Source organism: Burkholderia sp. E168m23, from assembly GCF_016586125.1.
GTDB classification, from domain to species: domain Bacteria; phylum Pseudomonadota; class Gammaproteobacteria; order Burkholderiales; family Burkholderiaceae; genus Burkholderia; species Burkholderia orbicola.
Window position 1 is genome coordinate 1 of record NZ_BCPP01000036.1, and the last position, 16,492, is coordinate 16,492.

The 16,492-nt window shown below is 70.1% G+C and carries 15 protein-coding genes and 2 pseudogenes; 7 read left to right on the top strand and 10 right to left on the bottom strand.

The features are described from left to right. The 3 genes and pseudogenes from JMF90_RS03450 to JMF90_RS03460 all read right to left on the bottom strand — a co-directional run. Positions 1-719: pseudogene (locus JMF90_RS03450) on the bottom strand (glucarate dehydratase); the annotation flags it as partial. Positions 720-781: 62 nt separating this feature from the next. After that, positions 782-2,170, bottom strand: a pseudogene (locus JMF90_RS03455) (MFS transporter); the annotation flags it as partial. A gap of 163 nt (positions 2,171-2,333) precedes the next feature. Beyond that, on the bottom strand, positions 2,334-3,311 hold the full coding sequence (locus JMF90_RS03460; RefSeq protein ID WP_054928255.1) for a LysR family transcriptional regulator: 978 nt from the start codon (positions 3,309-3,311) through the stop codon (positions 2,334-2,336). A gap of 40 nt (positions 3,312-3,351) precedes the next feature. On the opposite strand from JMF90_RS03460, the gene JMF90_RS03465 reads away from it, so the two are divergent. From JMF90_RS03465 to JMF90_RS03475, 3 genes are all read left to right on the top strand, one after another. Continuing rightward, positions 3,352-4,083: a glutathione S-transferase family protein gene (locus tag JMF90_RS03465; RefSeq protein WP_175809479.1), complete on the top strand. Its 732-nt coding sequence runs from the start codon at positions 3,352-3,354 to the stop codon at positions 4,081-4,083. A gap of 126 nt (positions 4,084-4,209) precedes the next feature. Next, on the top strand, positions 4,210-4,842 hold the full coding sequence (locus JMF90_RS03470) for a DUF2239 family protein (RefSeq protein WP_175809477.1): 633 nt from the start codon (positions 4,210-4,212) through the stop codon (positions 4,840-4,842). Positions 4,843-4,857: 15 nt separating this feature from the next. Beyond that, on the top strand, positions 4,858-6,195 hold the full coding sequence (locus JMF90_RS03475; RefSeq protein ID WP_175809474.1) for a carotenoid oxygenase family protein: 1,338 nt from the start codon (positions 4,858-4,860) through the stop codon (positions 6,193-6,195). 13 nt (positions 6,196-6,208) lie between these two features. Here JMF90_RS03475 and JMF90_RS03480 read toward each other — a convergent pair whose 3' ends face one another. The 4 genes from JMF90_RS03480 to JMF90_RS03495 are packed head-to-tail and all read right to left on the bottom strand — an operon-like array spanning position 6,209 to position 10,473. Then, complete coding sequence (locus JMF90_RS03480; protein ID WP_012327733.1) at positions 6,209-7,375, bottom strand: ABC transporter permease; 1,167 nt, start codon at positions 7,373-7,375, stop codon at positions 6,209-6,211. A gap of 12 nt (positions 7,376-7,387) precedes the next feature. Beyond that, positions 7,388-8,542, bottom strand: a complete 1,155-nt coding sequence (locus tag JMF90_RS03485; RefSeq protein ID WP_053525291.1) for an ABC transporter permease — start codon at positions 8,540-8,542, stop codon at positions 7,388-7,390. A 21-nt stretch (positions 8,543-8,563) separates the two neighbouring features. Beyond that, positions 8,564-9,262, bottom strand: coding sequence for an ABC transporter ATP-binding protein (locus JMF90_RS03490; protein ID WP_175809469.1), 699 nt, complete (start codon positions 9,260-9,262; stop codon positions 8,564-8,566). A 5-nt stretch (positions 9,263-9,267) separates the two neighbouring features. Continuing rightward, on the bottom strand, positions 9,268-10,473 hold the full coding sequence (locus tag JMF90_RS03495; protein ID WP_175809467.1) for an efflux RND transporter periplasmic adaptor subunit: 1,206 nt from the start codon (positions 10,471-10,473) through the stop codon (positions 9,268-9,270). Positions 10,474-10,833: 360 nt separating this feature from the next. On the opposite strand from JMF90_RS03495, the gene JMF90_RS03500 reads away from it, so the two are divergent. Continuing rightward, positions 10,834-11,067 carry a hypothetical protein gene (locus JMF90_RS03500; protein WP_023477920.1) on the top strand — a complete coding sequence of 78 codons (234 nt, stop codon included), beginning with the start codon at positions 10,834-10,836 and terminating at the stop codon, positions 11,065-11,067. A gap of 79 nt (positions 11,068-11,146) precedes the next feature. Here the strand turns inward: JMF90_RS03500 and JMF90_RS03505 are convergent, their stop codons facing one another. Further along, entirely contained in the window at positions 11,147-11,926 is a 780-nt protein-coding gene (locus tag JMF90_RS03505) for a Mut7-C RNAse domain-containing protein (RefSeq protein ID WP_175809464.1), read from the bottom strand. Here JMF90_RS03505 and JMF90_RS03510 point away from each other — a divergent pair. Beyond that, positions 11,816-12,907, top strand: a complete 1,092-nt coding sequence (locus JMF90_RS03510; RefSeq protein ID WP_268905808.1) for an NAD(P)-dependent oxidoreductase — start codon at positions 11,816-11,818, stop codon at positions 12,905-12,907. The genes JMF90_RS03505 and JMF90_RS03510 overlap by 111 nt on opposite strands. A gap of 84 nt (positions 12,908-12,991) precedes the next feature. Continuing rightward, a complete protein-coding gene (locus JMF90_RS03515) occupies positions 12,992-13,627 on the top strand; it encodes a LysE family translocator (RefSeq protein WP_175809462.1) in 636 nt (211 codons plus the stop codon). A gap of 131 nt (positions 13,628-13,758) precedes the next feature. Here JMF90_RS03515 and JMF90_RS03520 read toward each other — a convergent pair whose 3' ends face one another. Beyond that, positions 13,759-15,042, bottom strand: coding sequence for an MFS transporter (locus tag JMF90_RS03520; protein WP_175809460.1), 1,284 nt, complete (start codon positions 15,040-15,042; stop codon positions 13,759-13,761). 97 nt (positions 15,043-15,139) lie between these two features. On the opposite strand from JMF90_RS03520, the gene JMF90_RS03525 reads away from it, so the two are divergent. Further along, complete coding sequence (locus tag JMF90_RS03525; protein WP_201316682.1) at positions 15,140-16,069, top strand: LysR family transcriptional regulator; 930 nt, start codon at positions 15,140-15,142, stop codon at positions 16,067-16,069. Positions 16,070-16,254: 185 nt separating this feature from the next. Here JMF90_RS03525 and JMF90_RS03530 read toward each other — a convergent pair. Next, the coding region (locus JMF90_RS03530) for an OmpW family outer membrane protein (RefSeq protein ID WP_305790738.1) at positions 16,255-16,492 on the bottom strand (238 nt) is incomplete at its 5' end.

A 16,492-nucleotide genomic window follows, 5' to 3' on the forward strand; every position in this document is an offset into this window, starting at 1 on the left:
GCCGCGATCGCTTCCATCTCGTCGGCGCCGGCCATCACGCCGCCCTTCAGCTTGAAATCGGCGAAACCGTAGCGCTCGACCGCGGCTTCGGCCTGCCGCGCGATCGCGGCCGGCGTGAGCGCCGCCTCGTTGCGCAGCCGGAACCACGGGGCGCGCGCCTGCGCCTCGTCGCGATACGGCAGATCGGTGCGGCGCCGGTCGCCGATGTAGAACAAATACGCGAGCATCGGCACCGCATCGCGCTGCTGGCCTTCGCCGAGCAGTGCCGCGACCGGCACGTCGAGGTGCTGGCCGAGCAGGTCGAGCAACGCGGCTTCGATCGCGGTGATCACGTTGTCGAGCCGCAGGTTGATCTCGTGCGGCTGACGCAGTACCGCCGCCTCGCCGGCCGACGTCACTTCGTGGCGGATCGTGCGGCCGGCGCTGGCGCCCGCGCCGGACAGCGCCGCGCGCACCGCGTTGAGCGTCGCCTGGTAGCGCCCGATCGACTGGCCGACGACGAGATCCGTCATGCGCTCGAGCGCGTGGCGGATGCCTTCGCCGCCCGGCACTTCGCCGACGCCCGTGTGCCCGCTGCTGTCGTCGAGGATCACGAGGTTGCGCGTGAAGTACGGCGCATGTGCGCCGCACAGGTTGAGCAGCATGCTGTCGCGGCCGGCGACGGGAATCACCTGCATGCGCGTGACGCGCGGGGTGCCGGCACGGCTGGATTCGGACATCGGTTCGCTCCTGGTTCCGGTGGCGTGCGGGCCGCCGGGCGCGCCGGCGCGGCCCGCGCCGTTCATTGAAGCTCGACGCGGCGAATTTCGCCGACGACGAACAGGTAGCAGATCACGGCGACGAGCGCGTGCGCGACGACATAGACGAGCGCGCCGTTGAACGAGCCGCTGCGGTCGACGATATAGCCGATCGCGATCGGCGTCGTGATGCTGGAAAGATTGCCGCACGTGTTGAGCAGCGCGCCGCTCAGGCCGGCGATCTGGCGCGGCGCGGTGTCGGCGTTGACGGCCCAGCCGAGCGCGCCGAGCCCCTTGCCGAAGAACGACAGCGCCATGAACACCACGACGATCACGTGCGAATCGGTGTAGTTGCAGACGATCATCGACATCGACAGCAGCATGCCGATCACGATCGGCACCTTGCGCGCGACCGACAGCGACCGGCCCTGCCTGAGCAGCGCATCGGACACGACGCCGCCGAGAATCCCGCCGAGGAAGCCGCACACGGCCGGGATCGACGCGACGAGTCCCGCGTTGAGGATCGACATCCCGCGCGCCTGCACCAGATAGACGGGGAACCACGTGATGAAGAAGTAGGTGAGCGCGTTGATGCAGTACTGCGCGACGTACACGCCGACCAGCATCCGGTTTCTCAGCAGCGCCTTCACGTGACGCAGCGACGGGCCGCCGTCGCGTCCACCGGTCGACTGGTCGATGTTGACGAGCGCACCGCCTTCGGCGAGGTAGTCGAGTTCCGCGCGGTTGATGGTCGGGTGGTCCTTGGGGTCGTACATCGTGCGGTTCCACACCAGCACGAACGCGAAGCCGAGCACGCCCATCACCGCGAACACCGACTGCCAGCCGAACGCGTGCACGAGCCAGCCCATCAGCGGCGCGAACACGACGGTCGCCGCGTACTGTGCGGCGTTGAAGATCGCCGATGCGGTGCCGCGCTCGGGCGCCGGGAACCATGCGGACACGATCCGGCTGTTGGCCGGGAACGACGGCGCCTCGGCCGCGCCGACCAGGAAGCGCAGCCCGAACAGCAGCGCGAACGCGGCGGCGCCGCCGAAGAAGCCGATCCCGCCTTGCAGCAGCGTGAACAACGACCAGAAGAAGATGCTGAATGCGTAGACGATGCGCGACCCGAAGCGGTCGAGCAGCCAGCCGCCCGGCAATTGCGCGATCACGTACGACCAGCCGAACGCGGAGAAGATGAAGCCCATCTGCACGTGGCTCAGGTGCAGCGCGCGGGCGAGGCTCGGGCCGGCGATCGCGATCGCCGCGCGATCCGCGTAGTTGATCGTCGTGACCGCGAACAGGACGGCCAGCACCAGCCAGCGCACGCGGGTGCGCCGGGCCGTTGCCGACGCGGACGCCGGCAGCGCGTGAAGCGGATTCATGACTTGTCTCCTCCGAGGGGCGGAAGGCGCCGTCGTGCGGCAGGCGCGTCGGTGCGCGCGTTGTGTGTGTTGATGCCGCCGGCGGGAGGCCGGGCACCGGACGCCGAGGCAGGCGGGGCGTCCGGGCCATTCTGTCATGTCGAAATTTGCGCTTTCATGCCAATTGCTGACTTGATCGATTCAGCATTTGAATCGATCGGGCGAGATACGGTCACGCGTGCGGCTCGATCGTGCTGCCGCTGCCGTGATGGCGCGCCACGTGCTGCGCGAGAAACTCGACGGCGGCGCGCACGCCGGGCAGCTGGCCGCGTCGATGCGGCATCAGCAGCGTCGTCGTGACGGTGCCGGCGCACCAGCCGGGCAGCACGCGCACGAGCGCGCCGGACGCGAGCGCGGCGCCGGCGATCCAGTCGGGCAGGCACGCGAGGCCGAGGCCGGCCGTCGCGGCCTGTAGCAGCAGCGTCGATTCGTCGGCCTGCAGCCGCAGGCGAGGCGTCACGTCGACGGCATCGCCGCCGCGCTGCAGCCGCCACGGCTGCGGGCCCGGGTGGAGCCCGTCGTGCTGTGCGAGATCGGCCGGCGTGTCGGGCGTGCCGGCCCGCGCGAGATAGGCCGGCGCGGCCACGACGACGATCGGCGACGCCGCGAGCGGCCGTTGCACGATCGCGGAATCGGGCAGCGGCGCGAAATGGCTGCGTACCGCGATGTCGAAGCCTTCCTGCGCGATGTCGACGAGGTGGTCGCTCGCATGAATCTGCAGCAGCAGCTTCGGATGCGCGATCGCCAGCGCCGGCAGGCACGGCGCGAGGATGTGCTGCGCGACCGGTACCGAGCTCGTGATCCGCACGACGCCGGCCGGCTCGGCGGCCTGCCGCAGCACCGCGTCGCGCGCGCTGTCGGCCTCGATCACGGCGGCGCGCGCATGCTCGAAGAATTCGGCGCCGACCGGCGTGAGCCGGAAGCTGCGCGACGTGCGATGCACGAGCCGCGCGCCGAGCGTGCGTTCCAGCTCGGCCACGCGCTTGCTGACCGTCGATTTCGGCAGATCGAGCCGGCGCGCGGCCGCCGACATGCTGCCGGCCTCCACCGCCTGCACGAACAGGTAGAGATCGTTCAGATTCATTTCCAGCGTCCACATGGAGAAACGACGGGTTTCGATTTTAGCGGCTACTGCGCCATCGTTCGCCATGGGAGCATGACTGCTCGTTCAACTTCTGTGGAATTCCCCGATGTCCCCGATCCTTCTCTACGGTATTCCCGCCGGCTGCTCGTTCGGCTCGATCGTCGCGCTCGAATGGACCGGCCGCCCGTACCGGCTGTCGCGCATCACGATGCCGGGCGCCGTGACGAGCGACGCGTTCCTCGCGCTGAACCCGGTCGCTGAGACGCCGGCGTTCGTCACCGCGAACGGCGACGTGCTGACCGAAAGCATCGCGATCCTCGGCCATATCGGCGCGCAGGCGCTCGACAGCGGCCTCGCGTTTCGGCAGGGCAGCGCGGATTTCGACCGGCTGAACCGGATGCTGGCGTGGCTGAACACGACGTTCTTCAACGCGTTCGGCGCGCTGTGGTACGTGTACGAACACGACACCGAAGGCGCGGAGAAAGCGGCGTTGCAGGCGTACGGCCGCGGCAAGGTGCTGAAGGCGCACCGACAGCTCGAAGCGCTGCTCGAGCGCGGCGAAGGCCCGTGGCTGCTGGGCGCACGGCGCACGCTGGCCGACGCGTACTTCACGGGAATCGCGCGCTGGGCCGACTATCACGCGGTGTTCGAGCGCGATGCGTTCCCGTGCGTCGCCGCGCTGCGCGCGCGGCTTGCCGACGATGCCGGCGTGCGGTTCGCGCACGCGATCGAGGAGAACCTGCCGCCGCCGGCGTCTTCCGCGTTCGAAGGGCATGTGTCGCTCGACGACGCGCTGGCCAGCGCGCGCGGCATCCTGGCGTCGGCGCGGGCGGTGTGATCGGCAAGCCGGTCGCTCCACAGGACGGAACATGCTGGCGACAGTTTTTACCCGGATAATATTGACATCCAATTAATACCCGGATAAAAATAGCGTCATTCCGATTCCAGCCTGCGGGCGACCACGATGACCTCTTCCACACTCCTTCCTTCGTACACGGCCTTCGACGGCCACCGGCGGCTCGCATCGGGCCCGCTCGCGACGGTCGCGCTCGCGGTCCGGCAGGCGGCCGGCGCCGCGATGCCCGGTTCGATCCTGATCTTCGACGACGCGACGGGCCGCTCGATCGACCTCGACCTGCGCGGCACGGCGGACGACATCCGCGCGCGCTATGCGGCGCCATCGGACGATGCGTCGGGCGGCGTCGGCGAGCCGGCCGGCGCGGGCGCGGGCGAACAACGCGGCCGCGGCAGGCCGAAGCTCGGCGTCGTGTCGCGCGAGGTCACGCTGCTGCCGCGTCATTGGGAATGGCTCGGCGCGCAGCCGGGCGGCGCGTCGGTGGCGCTGCGCAAGCTCGTCGAGGACGCGCGGCGCACGCACGCGGCGGCCGACCGGCAGCGCGACGCGCAGGCGCGCGCGTACCACTTCATGTCGGCGATGGCGGGCGACCTGCCTGGTTTCGAGGAAGCCGCGCGGGCGCTGTATGCGAACGATCCGCCGCGGCTGGCCGAGCTGATCGCCGGCTGGCCCGACGACGTGCGCGACCATGCGCTTGCCCTGGCGCGCGGCGATCTGCCGCCGGTCGCCGAAGACTGCTGACGGAGCGCCGACGCGATGACCGTATTCGACCTCAACCGCGGCGCGCTCGCGCCGGTCGCCGACGAAGTGGACATCGTCGAGCTGCGCGTGACGGGCGCCATTCCGCGCGAACTCGACGGCACGTTGCTGCGCAACGGCCCGAACCCGCCGGGAGGCCGCTTCGAAGGCAACGACATGCTGTCGTGGTGGCCGGAGGCCGCGATGCTGCACGCGATCGCGTTCGACGACGGCCGCGCGGCCGGCTACCGGAACCGCTGGGCGCGCACCCGGCGCTGGGCGGCCGTCCACGCGCCCGGGCAAGTGCCGCATCTGCCCGACACCAATCCGAACGTGAACGTGCTGCAGCATGCGGGCGAATTGCTCGCGCTGGCCGAGGGCGGCGCGCCGCTCGCGATCACCGCCGCGCTCGATTCGTTCGGCGTGCCCGCGCGGCACGCGGGCTTCGACGGCGCGATGACCGCGCATCCGAAGGTCGACCCGGTAACCGGCGAGCTGATTATGTTCCGCGCGGACTGGCGCGCACCGTGGCTGCGCTACGGCGTCGTGGATGCGCAGGGCGTGCCGCGCGTCGATCTCGAGATCGAACTGGGCGCGCCGTCGATGATGCACGACCTCGCGATCACCGAAACCCGCAGCCTGCTGCTCGACCTGAACGTCGGCTACGACTTCTCGCTGCTGAAGCAGGGCCACCGGATGCCGCTGCGCTGGCACGATGATCGGCCCGCGCGCATCGGCGTGCTGCCGCGCCACGGCGGCGACGTGCGCTGGTTCGGCGTCGAGCCGTGCTTCATCCAGCACGTCGTGAACGCGTACGACTGCGACGCGTCGTGCCTCGTGCTCGACGCGGTGCGCTATCCGTCGTTCCTGCGGCTCGACGCGCGCACGGGCCGCTTCGCCGACAACCCGGTCGGCGAGCTGTGGCGCTACGTGATCGATACGGCGAACGGGCTGATCGACGAAGGGCCGCTCGCCGACGGCGGCATCGAGCTGCCGCGCATCAACGAAAGCCGCACCGGGCGCCGCTACCGTTATCTGTATGCGGTCGAGCAGCCGAACAACGCGGAAATGCGCGGCGTGATGCGTTTCGATCACGTGCGCGGCACGACGATGCACTACGCGGTGCCGGCCGGCGACCAGAACGGCGAGCCGGTGTTCGTGCCACGCCCGGGTGGCGCCGACGAGGACGATGGCTGGCTGCTGGTGATGGTCTACCGCGCGGCGACGGATACGAGCGACGTCGTGATCCTCGATGCGCGCGCGATCGACGCGGGACCGGTCGCGACCGTGCATCTGCCGCGCCGCGTGCCGGCCGGGTTCCACGGCGCGTGGGTGCCGCGCGAACGTCGAGCGTGAGCGGCGGCGCGCGTCACTGCGCGCGCAGCGCGTCGACGATCTTCAATCGCGCGGCGCGCATCGCCGGCAGGAACCCGCCGACGAGCCCCATCACGAGCGAGAACAGCAGCGTCTTCACGACGATCGCGGGCGTCAGCACGAAGCGGAACGACAGGTCCGAGAAAGTCTGGAAGTTGGTCGTCGAGAACGACGCGAACTGCATCAGCGACGCGCACGCGAGCCCCGCGACCCCGCCGACGAAGCCGAGCAGCAGCGCCTCCAGCAGGAACGCGGCGAGCACGTTGGTGCGCTTGAAGCCGAGCGCGCGCAGCGTGCCGATCTCGGCCACGCGGTTCGCGACCGACGCATACATCGTGATCATCGCGCCGATCATCGCGGCGATCGAGAAGATCGTCGACAGCGTGATGCCGAGGATGTTGATGAAGGTCGACAGCGCCTTCGACTGGTCGCCGTAGAAGGTCTGCTCGCGCTTCGCCTCGTCGGTCAGCCGCGGGTCGACGTCGATGTCGGCCTTGAAGCGCGCGAAGCCGTCGGCGCTCGGGATGCGCAGCACCATCGACGAATAGCTGGTGCGCCGGAACGACTGCATCAACTGGTCGACGTCGCCCCAGATCTCCGAATCGAAGCCGCTGCCGCCCGCATCGAAGATGCCGACGATGGTCCAGTCGCGCTGCGCGAAATGCAGGCGGTCGCCGAGCTGGGTGCCGCTGAAGCCTTTCGCGATCGCGCTGCCGACGACGATCTCCGACGAGCCGGGCGCGAACGGGCGGCCGGCCACGAGCTTCACGTGCGGCCGCAGCGCGAGGCCGGCCGGCGACACGCCGCGGATCACGACGTTCGACGGCTTGCCGGTCGACGTCTTCACGAGCGAGATCAGCACGACGGCTTCCTTCGACACGAGCGGCCGGCCGTCGGGGCCGAGCGCGACGGCCGGATGCATCTCCAGCGCATTGGCCTGCTGATGGTCGATCGAACTCTGGATCTCGGTCTCGGCGCCCTTGCGGATCACCACCGCGTTGTCGGGTTCGCCGGTCGACACGAGCGTTTTCGTGAGGCCCGCATCGAGCATCTGCACCGTCGCGAACACGAAGATCACGAGCGCCATCCCGCCCGCGGTGAGCGCGGTGGTCAGGCGCCGGGTCCACAGGTTGCGCGCGATGTAGGTGAGCGGGATCGCCATGCGCGCCTCTCTCTACCCGATCGCCCGCAGGCCTTCGACGACGCGCACGCGCGCCGCTTGCCACGCCGGCACGATTGCCGCCGCGAAGCCGACCGCGACCGAACACGCGGCCTGCAGCATGACCGTCTCGGTCGACACCTTGAACACCGGGAAGATCCCGCCGGCCGCCTGCTTGAACAGGCTCGCAGCGGGCGGCGTCGCGAGAATCCCGAGCCCGCCGCCGGCCACCGCGATCACGACCGATTCGCCGAACACGATCAGTGCGAGGAACCCGGGGCCGAAGCCGAGCGCCTTCAGCGTCGCGTATTCGGCCGTGCGTTCGCGCGCGCTCATCGCCATCGCGTTGGCCATCACGGCCATGATGATCAGGATCACCACGTACGACACCAGCCGGATCGCCGCGATGATCTGGTTCGACATCGCGACGAAGCCGAGCTGGAACGCCTGCTCGGTCTCCGTCAGCGTCTCGGCGAGCGAGTTCTTGAACACCGCGTCGACGTTGCGCGCGATCGACGCGCCGTCGTCGGGGTTAGCGACGCCCAGCACGAACACGCCGACCTGGTCGGCCTGCTTCGGCGTGCGCTTGCGCACCGTCTCGTTCAGGTAATCCCAGTGGAACACCAGTTGGCGCGTGATCGTCGAATCGTCGCGACCGTCGAGAATGCCGCGCACGACGAAATCCCACGTGCCCGGATAGATCGTGCCCTTCAGCGGAATCACGTCGCCGACCTTGAAGCCGAACTGCGTCGCGAGCTGGCGGCCGACGAGGCAGCCGCGGCGGTCGCGGGCGTAGTCGGCGCGCTGCGGCGCCGGCAGGATGAATTCCGGATACAGGTCGAGATAGTTGTCCGACACCGCGAAGCTCGCGAAGAAGTTCTTCGGGTCGCGATAGATGCCGCCGAACCAGTTCGAGCGCACCACGGCCGTCACGCCGTCCACGCCGCGGATGCGGTTCTCGTAGCTGACCGGCAGCGGAAACACCAGCGAGATCGCGTTGCGCGTGACGAGCCGGCCGCTGGACGCGGCCGCCGCGCCCGCGTACCACGCGTCGACGACGGTGTGCAGCAGCCCGAACGCGAGTACGGCGATCGTGAGCCCGAGCACGGTCAAGAGCGTGCGCAGCCGGTGCCGCAGCGCGTTGCGCGCGATCAGCTTCAGCACGAACATCGCGCGCGCTCCCGTCGCCGGTCAGCCGGCGTGCCCATCGATCAGCTCTCCTTTTTCCAGATGGACGAGCGAGCGCGCGGCGCCGGCCGCGTGCGCGTCGTGCGTCACCATGATGATCGTCTTGCCGAGCTCGGCGTTCATCCGCTGCAGCATCGCGAGCACGTCGGTGGCCGACGCGCGGTCGAGGTCGCCCGTCGGCTCGTCGGCGACGATCAGCACCGGATCGGTGATCAGCGCACGCGCGATCGCGACGCGCTGCTGCTGGCCGCCCGACAGCTCGGACGGGTAATGGCTCGTGCGATCGCCGAGATTCACCATGTCGAGCACGAGCTCGACGCGCTCGCGCCGCTCGCGGCGCGACAGCGGCGTAAGCATCAGAGGCAGCTCGACGTTCTCGAACGCGGTGAGCACGGGCATCAGGTTGTAGAACTGGAAGATGAAGCCGACGTTCGCGGCGCGCCATTCGGCCAGTTGCGCCTCGGCGAGTTGCGAGATGTCGAGGCCGCCGACCCGCAGCTCGCCGCTGTCGGGCCGGTCGATGCCGGCCACGAGGTTCAGCAGCGTGCTCTTGCCGGAGCCCGACGGCCCCATCAGCGCGACGAAGTCGCCTTCGCCGATGTCGAGCGAGATGTCGGTCAGCACCGGCACGATCTGGTTGCCGCGCCGGTACGACTTCGCGACGTGGCTGAGCTCGACGAGGGGCGGCGGGGTGGCGTTCACGCGCGCTACTTCTTCGCGACGGTCACGTTCGCGCCGTCCTTCAGCTTCGCGCCCGGCGCGAGCACGACCGTGTCGCCGGGCTTCACGCCGCGCACCGCGACGAGTTCGCCGATCCGCGCGCCCTTCGTCACGGCCACCGCATGCACGGCGTCGTCCTTCACGACGAACACGACCGGCCGGCCGTCGCGCTCGACCACGGCGCTCGCCTGCACGGCGGTCACCGGCTGCCGGTCCTGCGCTGTCGCGGGCTTCGACAGGAATGCGATCTTCGCGCTCATGTCGGGCAGCACGCGCTCGTCGCGATCGACGAAGCGCACCTTCACGAGCACGGTGGCCTTCGAGCGGTCGACGGTCGGCACGATGCGCGACACGCGGCCCGCGAAGCGCAGGTCGGGCAGCGCATCGAGCTGGATCTCGCACGGCTGCTCGGCGCGGATCTTCGCGATGTTCGATTCGGCGACGTCGGCCTCGACTTCGAGCGTCTCCATGTCGGCGATCGTCACGACCGCGCCCTTGCTGTCCGACGCGGACGAGAACGGCGTGATGTTGTCGCCGACGTTCGCATGCTTGGCGAGCACGATGCCGTCGAACGGCGCGCGGATCACCGTCTGGTCGACCGCGACCTGCGCGGCCTGCGCGTTCGCTTCGGCCGACACGATCGCGGCCTGGTCGCTATTGAACGTCGCGCGCGCCTTGTTCACGCGCGCCGTGTCGATATCGAGCTGCGCGGCCGGCACCGCGCCCTTCGGCGCGAGCGCGGACGTGCGGCGCAATGCGATCTCGGCGTCCTTCAGTTCGGCCTGCGCGACGCCGAGGTTGGCGCGGGAGACCTGCACCTGCGCGCGCGCCTGCGCAAGCGACGCCTGCACGTCGTCGCTTTCGAGGCGCGCGATGATCTCGTTCTGCTTCACGCGCGTGCCTTCGAGCACGCCGAGCCATTCGACGCGCCCCTGGCCCTTCGACGCGACCGCGGCCTTGCGCTGCGGCACGACGTAGCCGGTCGCATTGAGCTGCGTGTCGTTCTGGTACGGGTAGGCGGACGTGACGGACGTGGTGTCGACGGTCGGCCGGCCGGTGAGGGCGAGGCCGGCGCCGATCGCGATGACGATCAGCGCGGCGGCGACCGCGTAGCGGGCCCACCGGCGCCGGCGCGGCACCGGTGCGATCGGACGCCGGTCGATTTTCAGTTTGTCCAGATTGTGGTCGGGCAATTTGAGCGCCTCGAGACGGCGGCGGTCGTGTGACCGGCCGCGATCCGGTTTCCTGGGAAAGGGACGGATGGACGCCAGTATAAGCGTCGCCCCGGCGCCGCGCGAGCCGGTTTGCGGCATCGTGTGGCGGCGGCGCGTCCGGCCCGCGCGGGGCCGGCTGACGCACCCGCCCCCGGGGAAACCCGAGGATGCAAGCAACGTGTCAACTTGCCGCGAAGGCGGTGCGTTATGGAACCAGTGCGTCAGGTTTTGTCGCGACGGAACGGCGAAAGCCGGCCGCGCGGCCTGGGGCTCCGATGCGAATGCCTCGCATCTCTAATTACCGGTACGTTTGATTTTTTCTCCGCTAAAGGAAGAACAATGAAGAAGACGCTCGCTTCGATCATCGCCGCAGCATTCGCTCTCGCATCGGTTTCGGCATTCGCACAGGCGTCCGCGCCGGCAGCCGACACGCCGGCCGCCGCTTCGGCACCGGCCAAGAAGGATCACAGCAAGCCGAAGCACCAGCTGAAGCACCACGGTTCGAAGAAGGGCCAGGCGAAGGCTGCAGCCGCATCGGCCGCCGGCACCAACGACGCAGGCACGCAGAACTAAGCGGCTCACCGCCACGGCCGGCGTTGCCGGTCATCGGTCGGCCAACCCCGCATGCTCCGGCATGCGGGGTTTTGTTTTTTCAGGGGCCGGATTCGTCGGGTCCGCCCGCTCCGTCGCGCCGGACGGGCGATGGCGTGCGCATCGCGTCGACCACCGCGCGCATGCGCCGCCAGTGCGAACCTTCCCAGAACACGCGCCGGCACACGTCGCATGCGGCGAAGCGCCGGTGGCGCAGCCGGACGCCGGCCGGCACGCGCGGCGCGGCGGCCGCCGCGTCGAGCGGATGCAGCGGCGCGTTGCAGCGCAGGCACAGCCGGAACGGCCGCATGTGCGGCGCGAGATCGAGCCGCTCGAACAGTTCGCGCAACTGGTCGGCCGGCTGCAGCGCATGCAGGTAGCAGCCGCGCACGACCGCGCGCCGCTTGAGCAGCTCGCGGTCGCGCGTCAGCACGATCCGCTGCTCCCGCTCGGCCAGCGCCGCGAGTTCGTCGTCGCGGTAGTGGTTGTCGTAGCAGGTGTCGAAGCCGGTGAGGCGCAGCAGTTGCGCGAGGCCGCCGAGATGCGCGTCGGCGACGAAACGCCATGACGCCGCTGATAGTCCGGTTGCCCCGTCGGCCGCGGGCCGTGCGCGTTCGGGAAAGACTTCGACGCGGTCGCGGTCGTCGAGCGGCCGGTCGAGCGCGGCCGGCGCGTCGTTCACGTACAGCCGGCCGATTTCGGTATGCGGGACGCCGAGCGCCTCGATCGCATGCTTCACCGTCGCATCGCGGGCACACGCGTGTTCGAACGCCCGGTCGCGCTGCTGACGCGCGAGAAAGGCGTTCAGTTCGCCGTGAAAGCGGAAGGTCGCGGTCGCCATCCGTGCAGTCGCCATCCGTGCAGTATCGCACCGCGCCCGGCCGGCGGCAGGCGCTGCAGCGCGCCGGCATCTGTGTTTAACTCGCGGCTTCACGGAGCGAAGGAGCGGGACATGGATCTCGGGTTTATCGGGCTGGGCGAAATGGGGCAGGCGATCGCGACGAACCTGCTGAAGGCGGGCCACACGGTGCGGGTCTGGAACCGGTCGCGCGAGCGGGCCGAGCCGCTCGCGGCATTCGGCGCGCAGATCGTCGACACGCCGGCCGACGCGTTTCGCGGCGACGCCGTGTTCTCGATGCTCGGCGACGATGCGGCCGCGCGCGCGGTGTTCGACGACGCGCTGCTGGCCCAGGCGCCGCGCGGGCTGATCCACGTGAACATGGCGACGGTGTCGGTCGCGCTCGCCGAATCGCTCGCGCACGCGCATGCGTCGCGCGGCATCGACTATGTCGCCGCGCCGGTGATGGGGCGGCCCGACGTCGCGGCCGCCGCGCGCCTGACGATCATGGCGGGCGGCCCGGCCGAGGCGATCGACCGCGTGCAGCCGCTGTTCGACGCGATCGGCCAGAAGACCTGGCGCTTCGGCTCGCTGCCGCAGCACGCGAATGTCGCGAAGATCGCCGCGAACTTCACGCTCGCGTCGGCGATCGAGACGCTCGGCGAGGCGTCCGCGCTGCTCGGCGCGCACGGCGTCGCGATGCGCGATTTCCTCGACGTGATCACCAGCAGCGTGTTTCCGGGGCCCGTCTACGAAGGCTACGGCGCGATGATCGCCGAGCGGCGCTACGAGCCCGCGCGCTTCAAGGCGCGGCTCGGGCTGAAGGACGTCCGGCTCGCGCTGGAGGCCGGCGACGCGACGTCGGTGCCGCTGCCGGTGGCGAGCGTCGTGCGCGACAGCCTGCTCGACGCACTCGCGCACGGCGGCGGCGACCAGGATTTCGCGGTGCTCGGCGAGGTCGCGCTGCGCCGCGCCGGCCGCTGACACGCCATAGCAGCGCGACAAAAGCGCGATCCGCACGGCATAATCGGCGGTTCGTTTCCCCCTACATTTGAGGCAGAGGCAGTCATGAACTTGCATACGTGGTGGCTTTTCGTGGCGACGGTGTTCGTCGTATCGGCGATTCCGGGCCCGAACATGCTGCTCGTGATGACGCACGGCGCGCGGCACGGGTTGCGGCGCTCGTCCGCGACGATGGCCGGTTGCCTGAGCGCGCTGGTGCTGATGCTCGCGGTCTCCGCGGCGGGGCTCGGCGCGGTGCTCGAGGCATGGCCGGCGATGTTCAATACGTTGCGCTTCGCGGGCGCGGCCTACCTGGTCTATCTCGGCGTGAAGGCGTGGCGCGCCCGCGTGGACGACGTGTCGGCGGCCGACGTCGACGCCGTGTCGCAAGGGGCATCGGCCTCGCGCGCGGTGCTGTTCCGCAATGGCTTCCTGGTCGCGGGCAGCAACCCGAAGGCGATCCTGTTCGCGGCCGCGCTGCTGCCCCAGTTCATCAACGCGGCCGAGCCGACGCTGCCGCAGTTCGGCATCCTCGTCGTCACGTTCGCGGTGATCGAGGTGAGCTGGTATCTCGTGTACGCGTCGTTCGGCACGCGCATCGGCGCCACGCTGAAGAGCCAGAGCGTGGCGAAGGTGTTCAACCGGCTGACGGGCGGGCTGTTCGTCGGCTTCGGCGCGATGATGGCGCTGGTTCGGCACTGATTCCGGACCGAGCACGCGGTACCGGACGCCCCGTCCCTCGCGAGAGGGCGGGGCGTTCGGCTTTTTGGCGCCGATTCATCGTCGCTTCACCGCCGCTGGCATCACGCGCGCTCATGCCCGCTCATGTTTGCTCACGCACCCGGCCGATCCCACGCCGCCGCGCCGGCCCCGCGGCCGGCCATCAGCCCGAACACGGCCGCCGCACCGGCGAACGCGAACCCGACACCACACACCGCGCTCCAGCCGCCCCAGGCCCATGCACTGCCCGCGAGCGCCGCACCCAGCGCGCCGCCGACGAAGAACAGCCCGACGAACAGCCCGTTCAGGCGTCCGCGCGCGGCCGGGTTCAGCAGGTTGATCGCGCGGCGGCCGATCGTCTGGTCGACGATGACGCCCGCATCGAGCAGCGCCGCGCCGCCGGCCAGCAGCGCGAGCGCAACGCCGCGATGCGCGTGCGCATCGAAGCCGAACCAGCCGGCGCCGGCGACGCCGAGCACGACGAGCGCCGCGAGCATCGTGCCGTGCGCGAGCCGTTGCGCGGCCGGGCCGTGGCCGCGGTCGCCCGCGCGGCCGGCGAGCGGCGTGACGATCGCGCCGCTCGCGCCGGCGAACGCGAACAGCGCAATGCCGTGCAGGTCGAGCGCGAACGGCGGCTGCGCGAGCCGCAGCCCGACGGCGGTCCAGAACGCGCTGAACGCGGCCATCGCGAGCGCGGCCGATAGCACATGCCGGCGCAGCACCGGCTCGTCGGCGAGCAGGCGTCCCATCGACGCGAGCAACGCGCGGTAGCTGGCGGTGATCGACGGCGTACGCGCCGGCAGGCGCAGCGCGAGCACGACGGCGATCGCCGCGTCCGCGAGCGCGGCCAGCAGATAGAACGCCCGCCAGCCGGCCGAGCCCGCGATCAGGCTCGCGAGCGGCCGCGACAGCAGGATGCCGAGCATCAGCCCGCTCATCACGTTGCCGACCGCGCGGCCGCGCTGCGCTTCGGGCGCCATCGACGCGGCCATCGGCACCAGCATCTGGATCACGCTCGACGCGGCGCCGGCCGCGAGCGTTGCAAGCAGGAACACGGCGCCCGACTGCGTGAAGGCGGGCAGCGCGAGCGCCGCCGCGCAGACGGCGAGCGTCGCGACGATCAGGCGGCGGTTCTCGAGCAGGTCGACCAGCGGCACGAGCAACGCGAGCCCGGCCGCGTAGCCGAGCTGCGGCAGCATCGCGACGAGGCCGGCGAGGCCGGGCGGCAGGTGCAGGTCCGCGCTGATCGGGCCGGTCAGCGGCTGCGCGGCGAACAGGTCCATCACGATCACGCCGACTGTCGCGGCGAAGAACAGCGTCATGCCCGTGCTCAGTGCGGGCGGCGCGGCGACGGCGGGCGAAACGGGGGCGGAGCAACGGTTGGCAGGGCAGTTCATCGGAAGCCAGGGCTGGAAATCGAAGGAACTCCCATCGTAGGTGCCTGATGTTTATGCGACAATTGAAATATGTCTAACATGATTATGCGAGTTTGTTTTGAATACGCGTGATCTCCAGGCGTTCGTCGCGGTCGTCGACAGCGGGTCGATGGTCGCCGCAGCGGCGAAGCTCCACTTGACGCAGCCGGGCCTGACGCGGCGCGTGCAGAACCTCGAAACCTTGCTCGGCGTGCCGCTGCTCGAACGGCAGAGCAAGCCGCTGAAGCCGACCGCGGCCGGACGCGACGTCTACGCGCTCGCGCGCAACGTGCTCGGTGCCGTCGACGAACTGATGGCGGCGGGCGCGCCGGACAGCGAGCCGTCGGGCGAGCTGCGCATCGGCGTGCCGCCGTTCCTGTCGGAGCTCGCGCTGGAGCGGCCGATCGACCGGCTGCGCGACGCGTTTCCGCGCCTCACGCTGCGCGTGACGGCCGGCTGGTCGCCGGCGCTGGTGCAGGGCATCGAGCGCGGCGCGCTCGACGTCGCGACCGTGATGGTGCCGGCTAGCGCGGCGCTGCCGGACGCGTTGACGGCGACGCTGCTCGCCACGCAGCCGACGGTGCTCGTCGCCGCGCGCGATTTCCCGCTGCCGGACGGCCCGCTGTCGCTCGATACGCTGTCGGGTTATCCGTGGGTGCTGAGCCAGGACGGCTGCGGAATGCGTTCGGCGCTGAGCCGCGCGCTCGGCGCGGCCGGGCTGCCGTTCGACGTCGCGGTCGAGGCATTCGGCTCGGAGTTGCAGTTGTCGCTCGTCGCGCGCGGCGCCGGCATCGGCATCGCGCCGCCGAACGCGCTGGCGCGCAGCGCGCATCGCGAGGCGCTGCGGGTGGTGGAAACGGCGGGGCTGGAAACGCGGATCAACGTGTGGCTCGTGCACGGCACGTTGCCGGGCCGGCTGGCGCGGCCCGCCGCGCTGCTGCGCGACGCGCTGGGCGAGGTGCTCGAGCGGGAGAATGGAAAGGGGTCAGGTGCCGTCACGGCGAACTAGAGGCCGCATTCGAGGGAAAATCCTTATTTTCTCTACGGAAATGTTGCATTGCGGAAACCGATTCGATATGATTGGAACTGTCTCCTCCATGTCTCCTCTGATATGGATTCAGCCCGCCACTTAGGCGGGCTTTTTTTTGCCTGCGATTTTGTCGCGACCATCCATTCGCCGGCTTCTCGCCGCGCTCAGAACTTGTACGTCATCCCGACGTAGCTGATGATCGGGTCCGCCTTCAGGTCCGATTTCGACTCGGCGAGCACCGAGCCGTCCGCCGCCTTGATCGTCACCGTCGACGTCGTCTTCAGCGGGATGTAGGTCACCGATGCGATCAGCCCGAAGTGTTCCGTCAGGTTGTACTGCAGGCCCGCGTTGAACACCGGCTGCCACGACGACGACGCCTTCGCTTCCACCGAGGTCGTCCCC

Coding starts and splice junctions, on each gene's coding strand:
- JMF90_RS03460 (WP_054928255.1), bottom strand. CDS start 3,311: ATGGCGAACGATGGCGCAGTAGCCGCTAAAATCGAAACCCGTCGTTTC.
- JMF90_RS03465 (WP_175809479.1), top strand. CDS start 3,352: ATGTCCCCGATCCTTCTCTACGGTATTCCCGCCGGCTGCTCGTTCGGC.
- JMF90_RS03470 (WP_175809477.1), top strand. CDS start 4,210: ATGACCTCTTCCACACTCCTTCCTTCGTACACGGCCTTCGACGGCCAC.
- JMF90_RS03475 (WP_175809474.1), top strand. CDS start 4,858: ATGACCGTATTCGACCTCAACCGCGGCGCGCTCGCGCCGGTCGCCGAC.
- JMF90_RS03480 (WP_012327733.1), bottom strand. CDS start 7,375: ATGGCGATCCCGCTCACCTACATCGCGCGCAACCTGTGGACCCGGCGC.
- JMF90_RS03485 (WP_053525291.1), bottom strand. CDS start 8,542: ATGTTCGTGCTGAAGCTGATCGCGCGCAACGCGCTGCGGCACCGGCTG.
- JMF90_RS03500 (WP_023477920.1), top strand. CDS start 10,834: ATGAAGAAGACGCTCGCTTCGATCATCGCCGCAGCATTCGCTCTCGCA.
- JMF90_RS03510 (WP_268905808.1), top strand. CDS start 11,816: ATGCTTCACCGTCGCATCGCGGGCACACGCGTGTTCGAACGCCCGGTC.
- JMF90_RS03505 (WP_175809464.1), bottom strand. CDS start 11,926: ATGGCGACCGCGACCTTCCGCTTTCACGGCGAACTGAACGCCTTTCTC.
- JMF90_RS03515 (WP_175809462.1), top strand. CDS start 12,992: ATGAACTTGCATACGTGGTGGCTTTTCGTGGCGACGGTGTTCGTCGTA.
- JMF90_RS03520 (WP_175809460.1), bottom strand. CDS start 15,042: ATGAACTGCCCTGCCAACCGTTGCTCCGCCCCCGTTTCGCCCGCCGTC.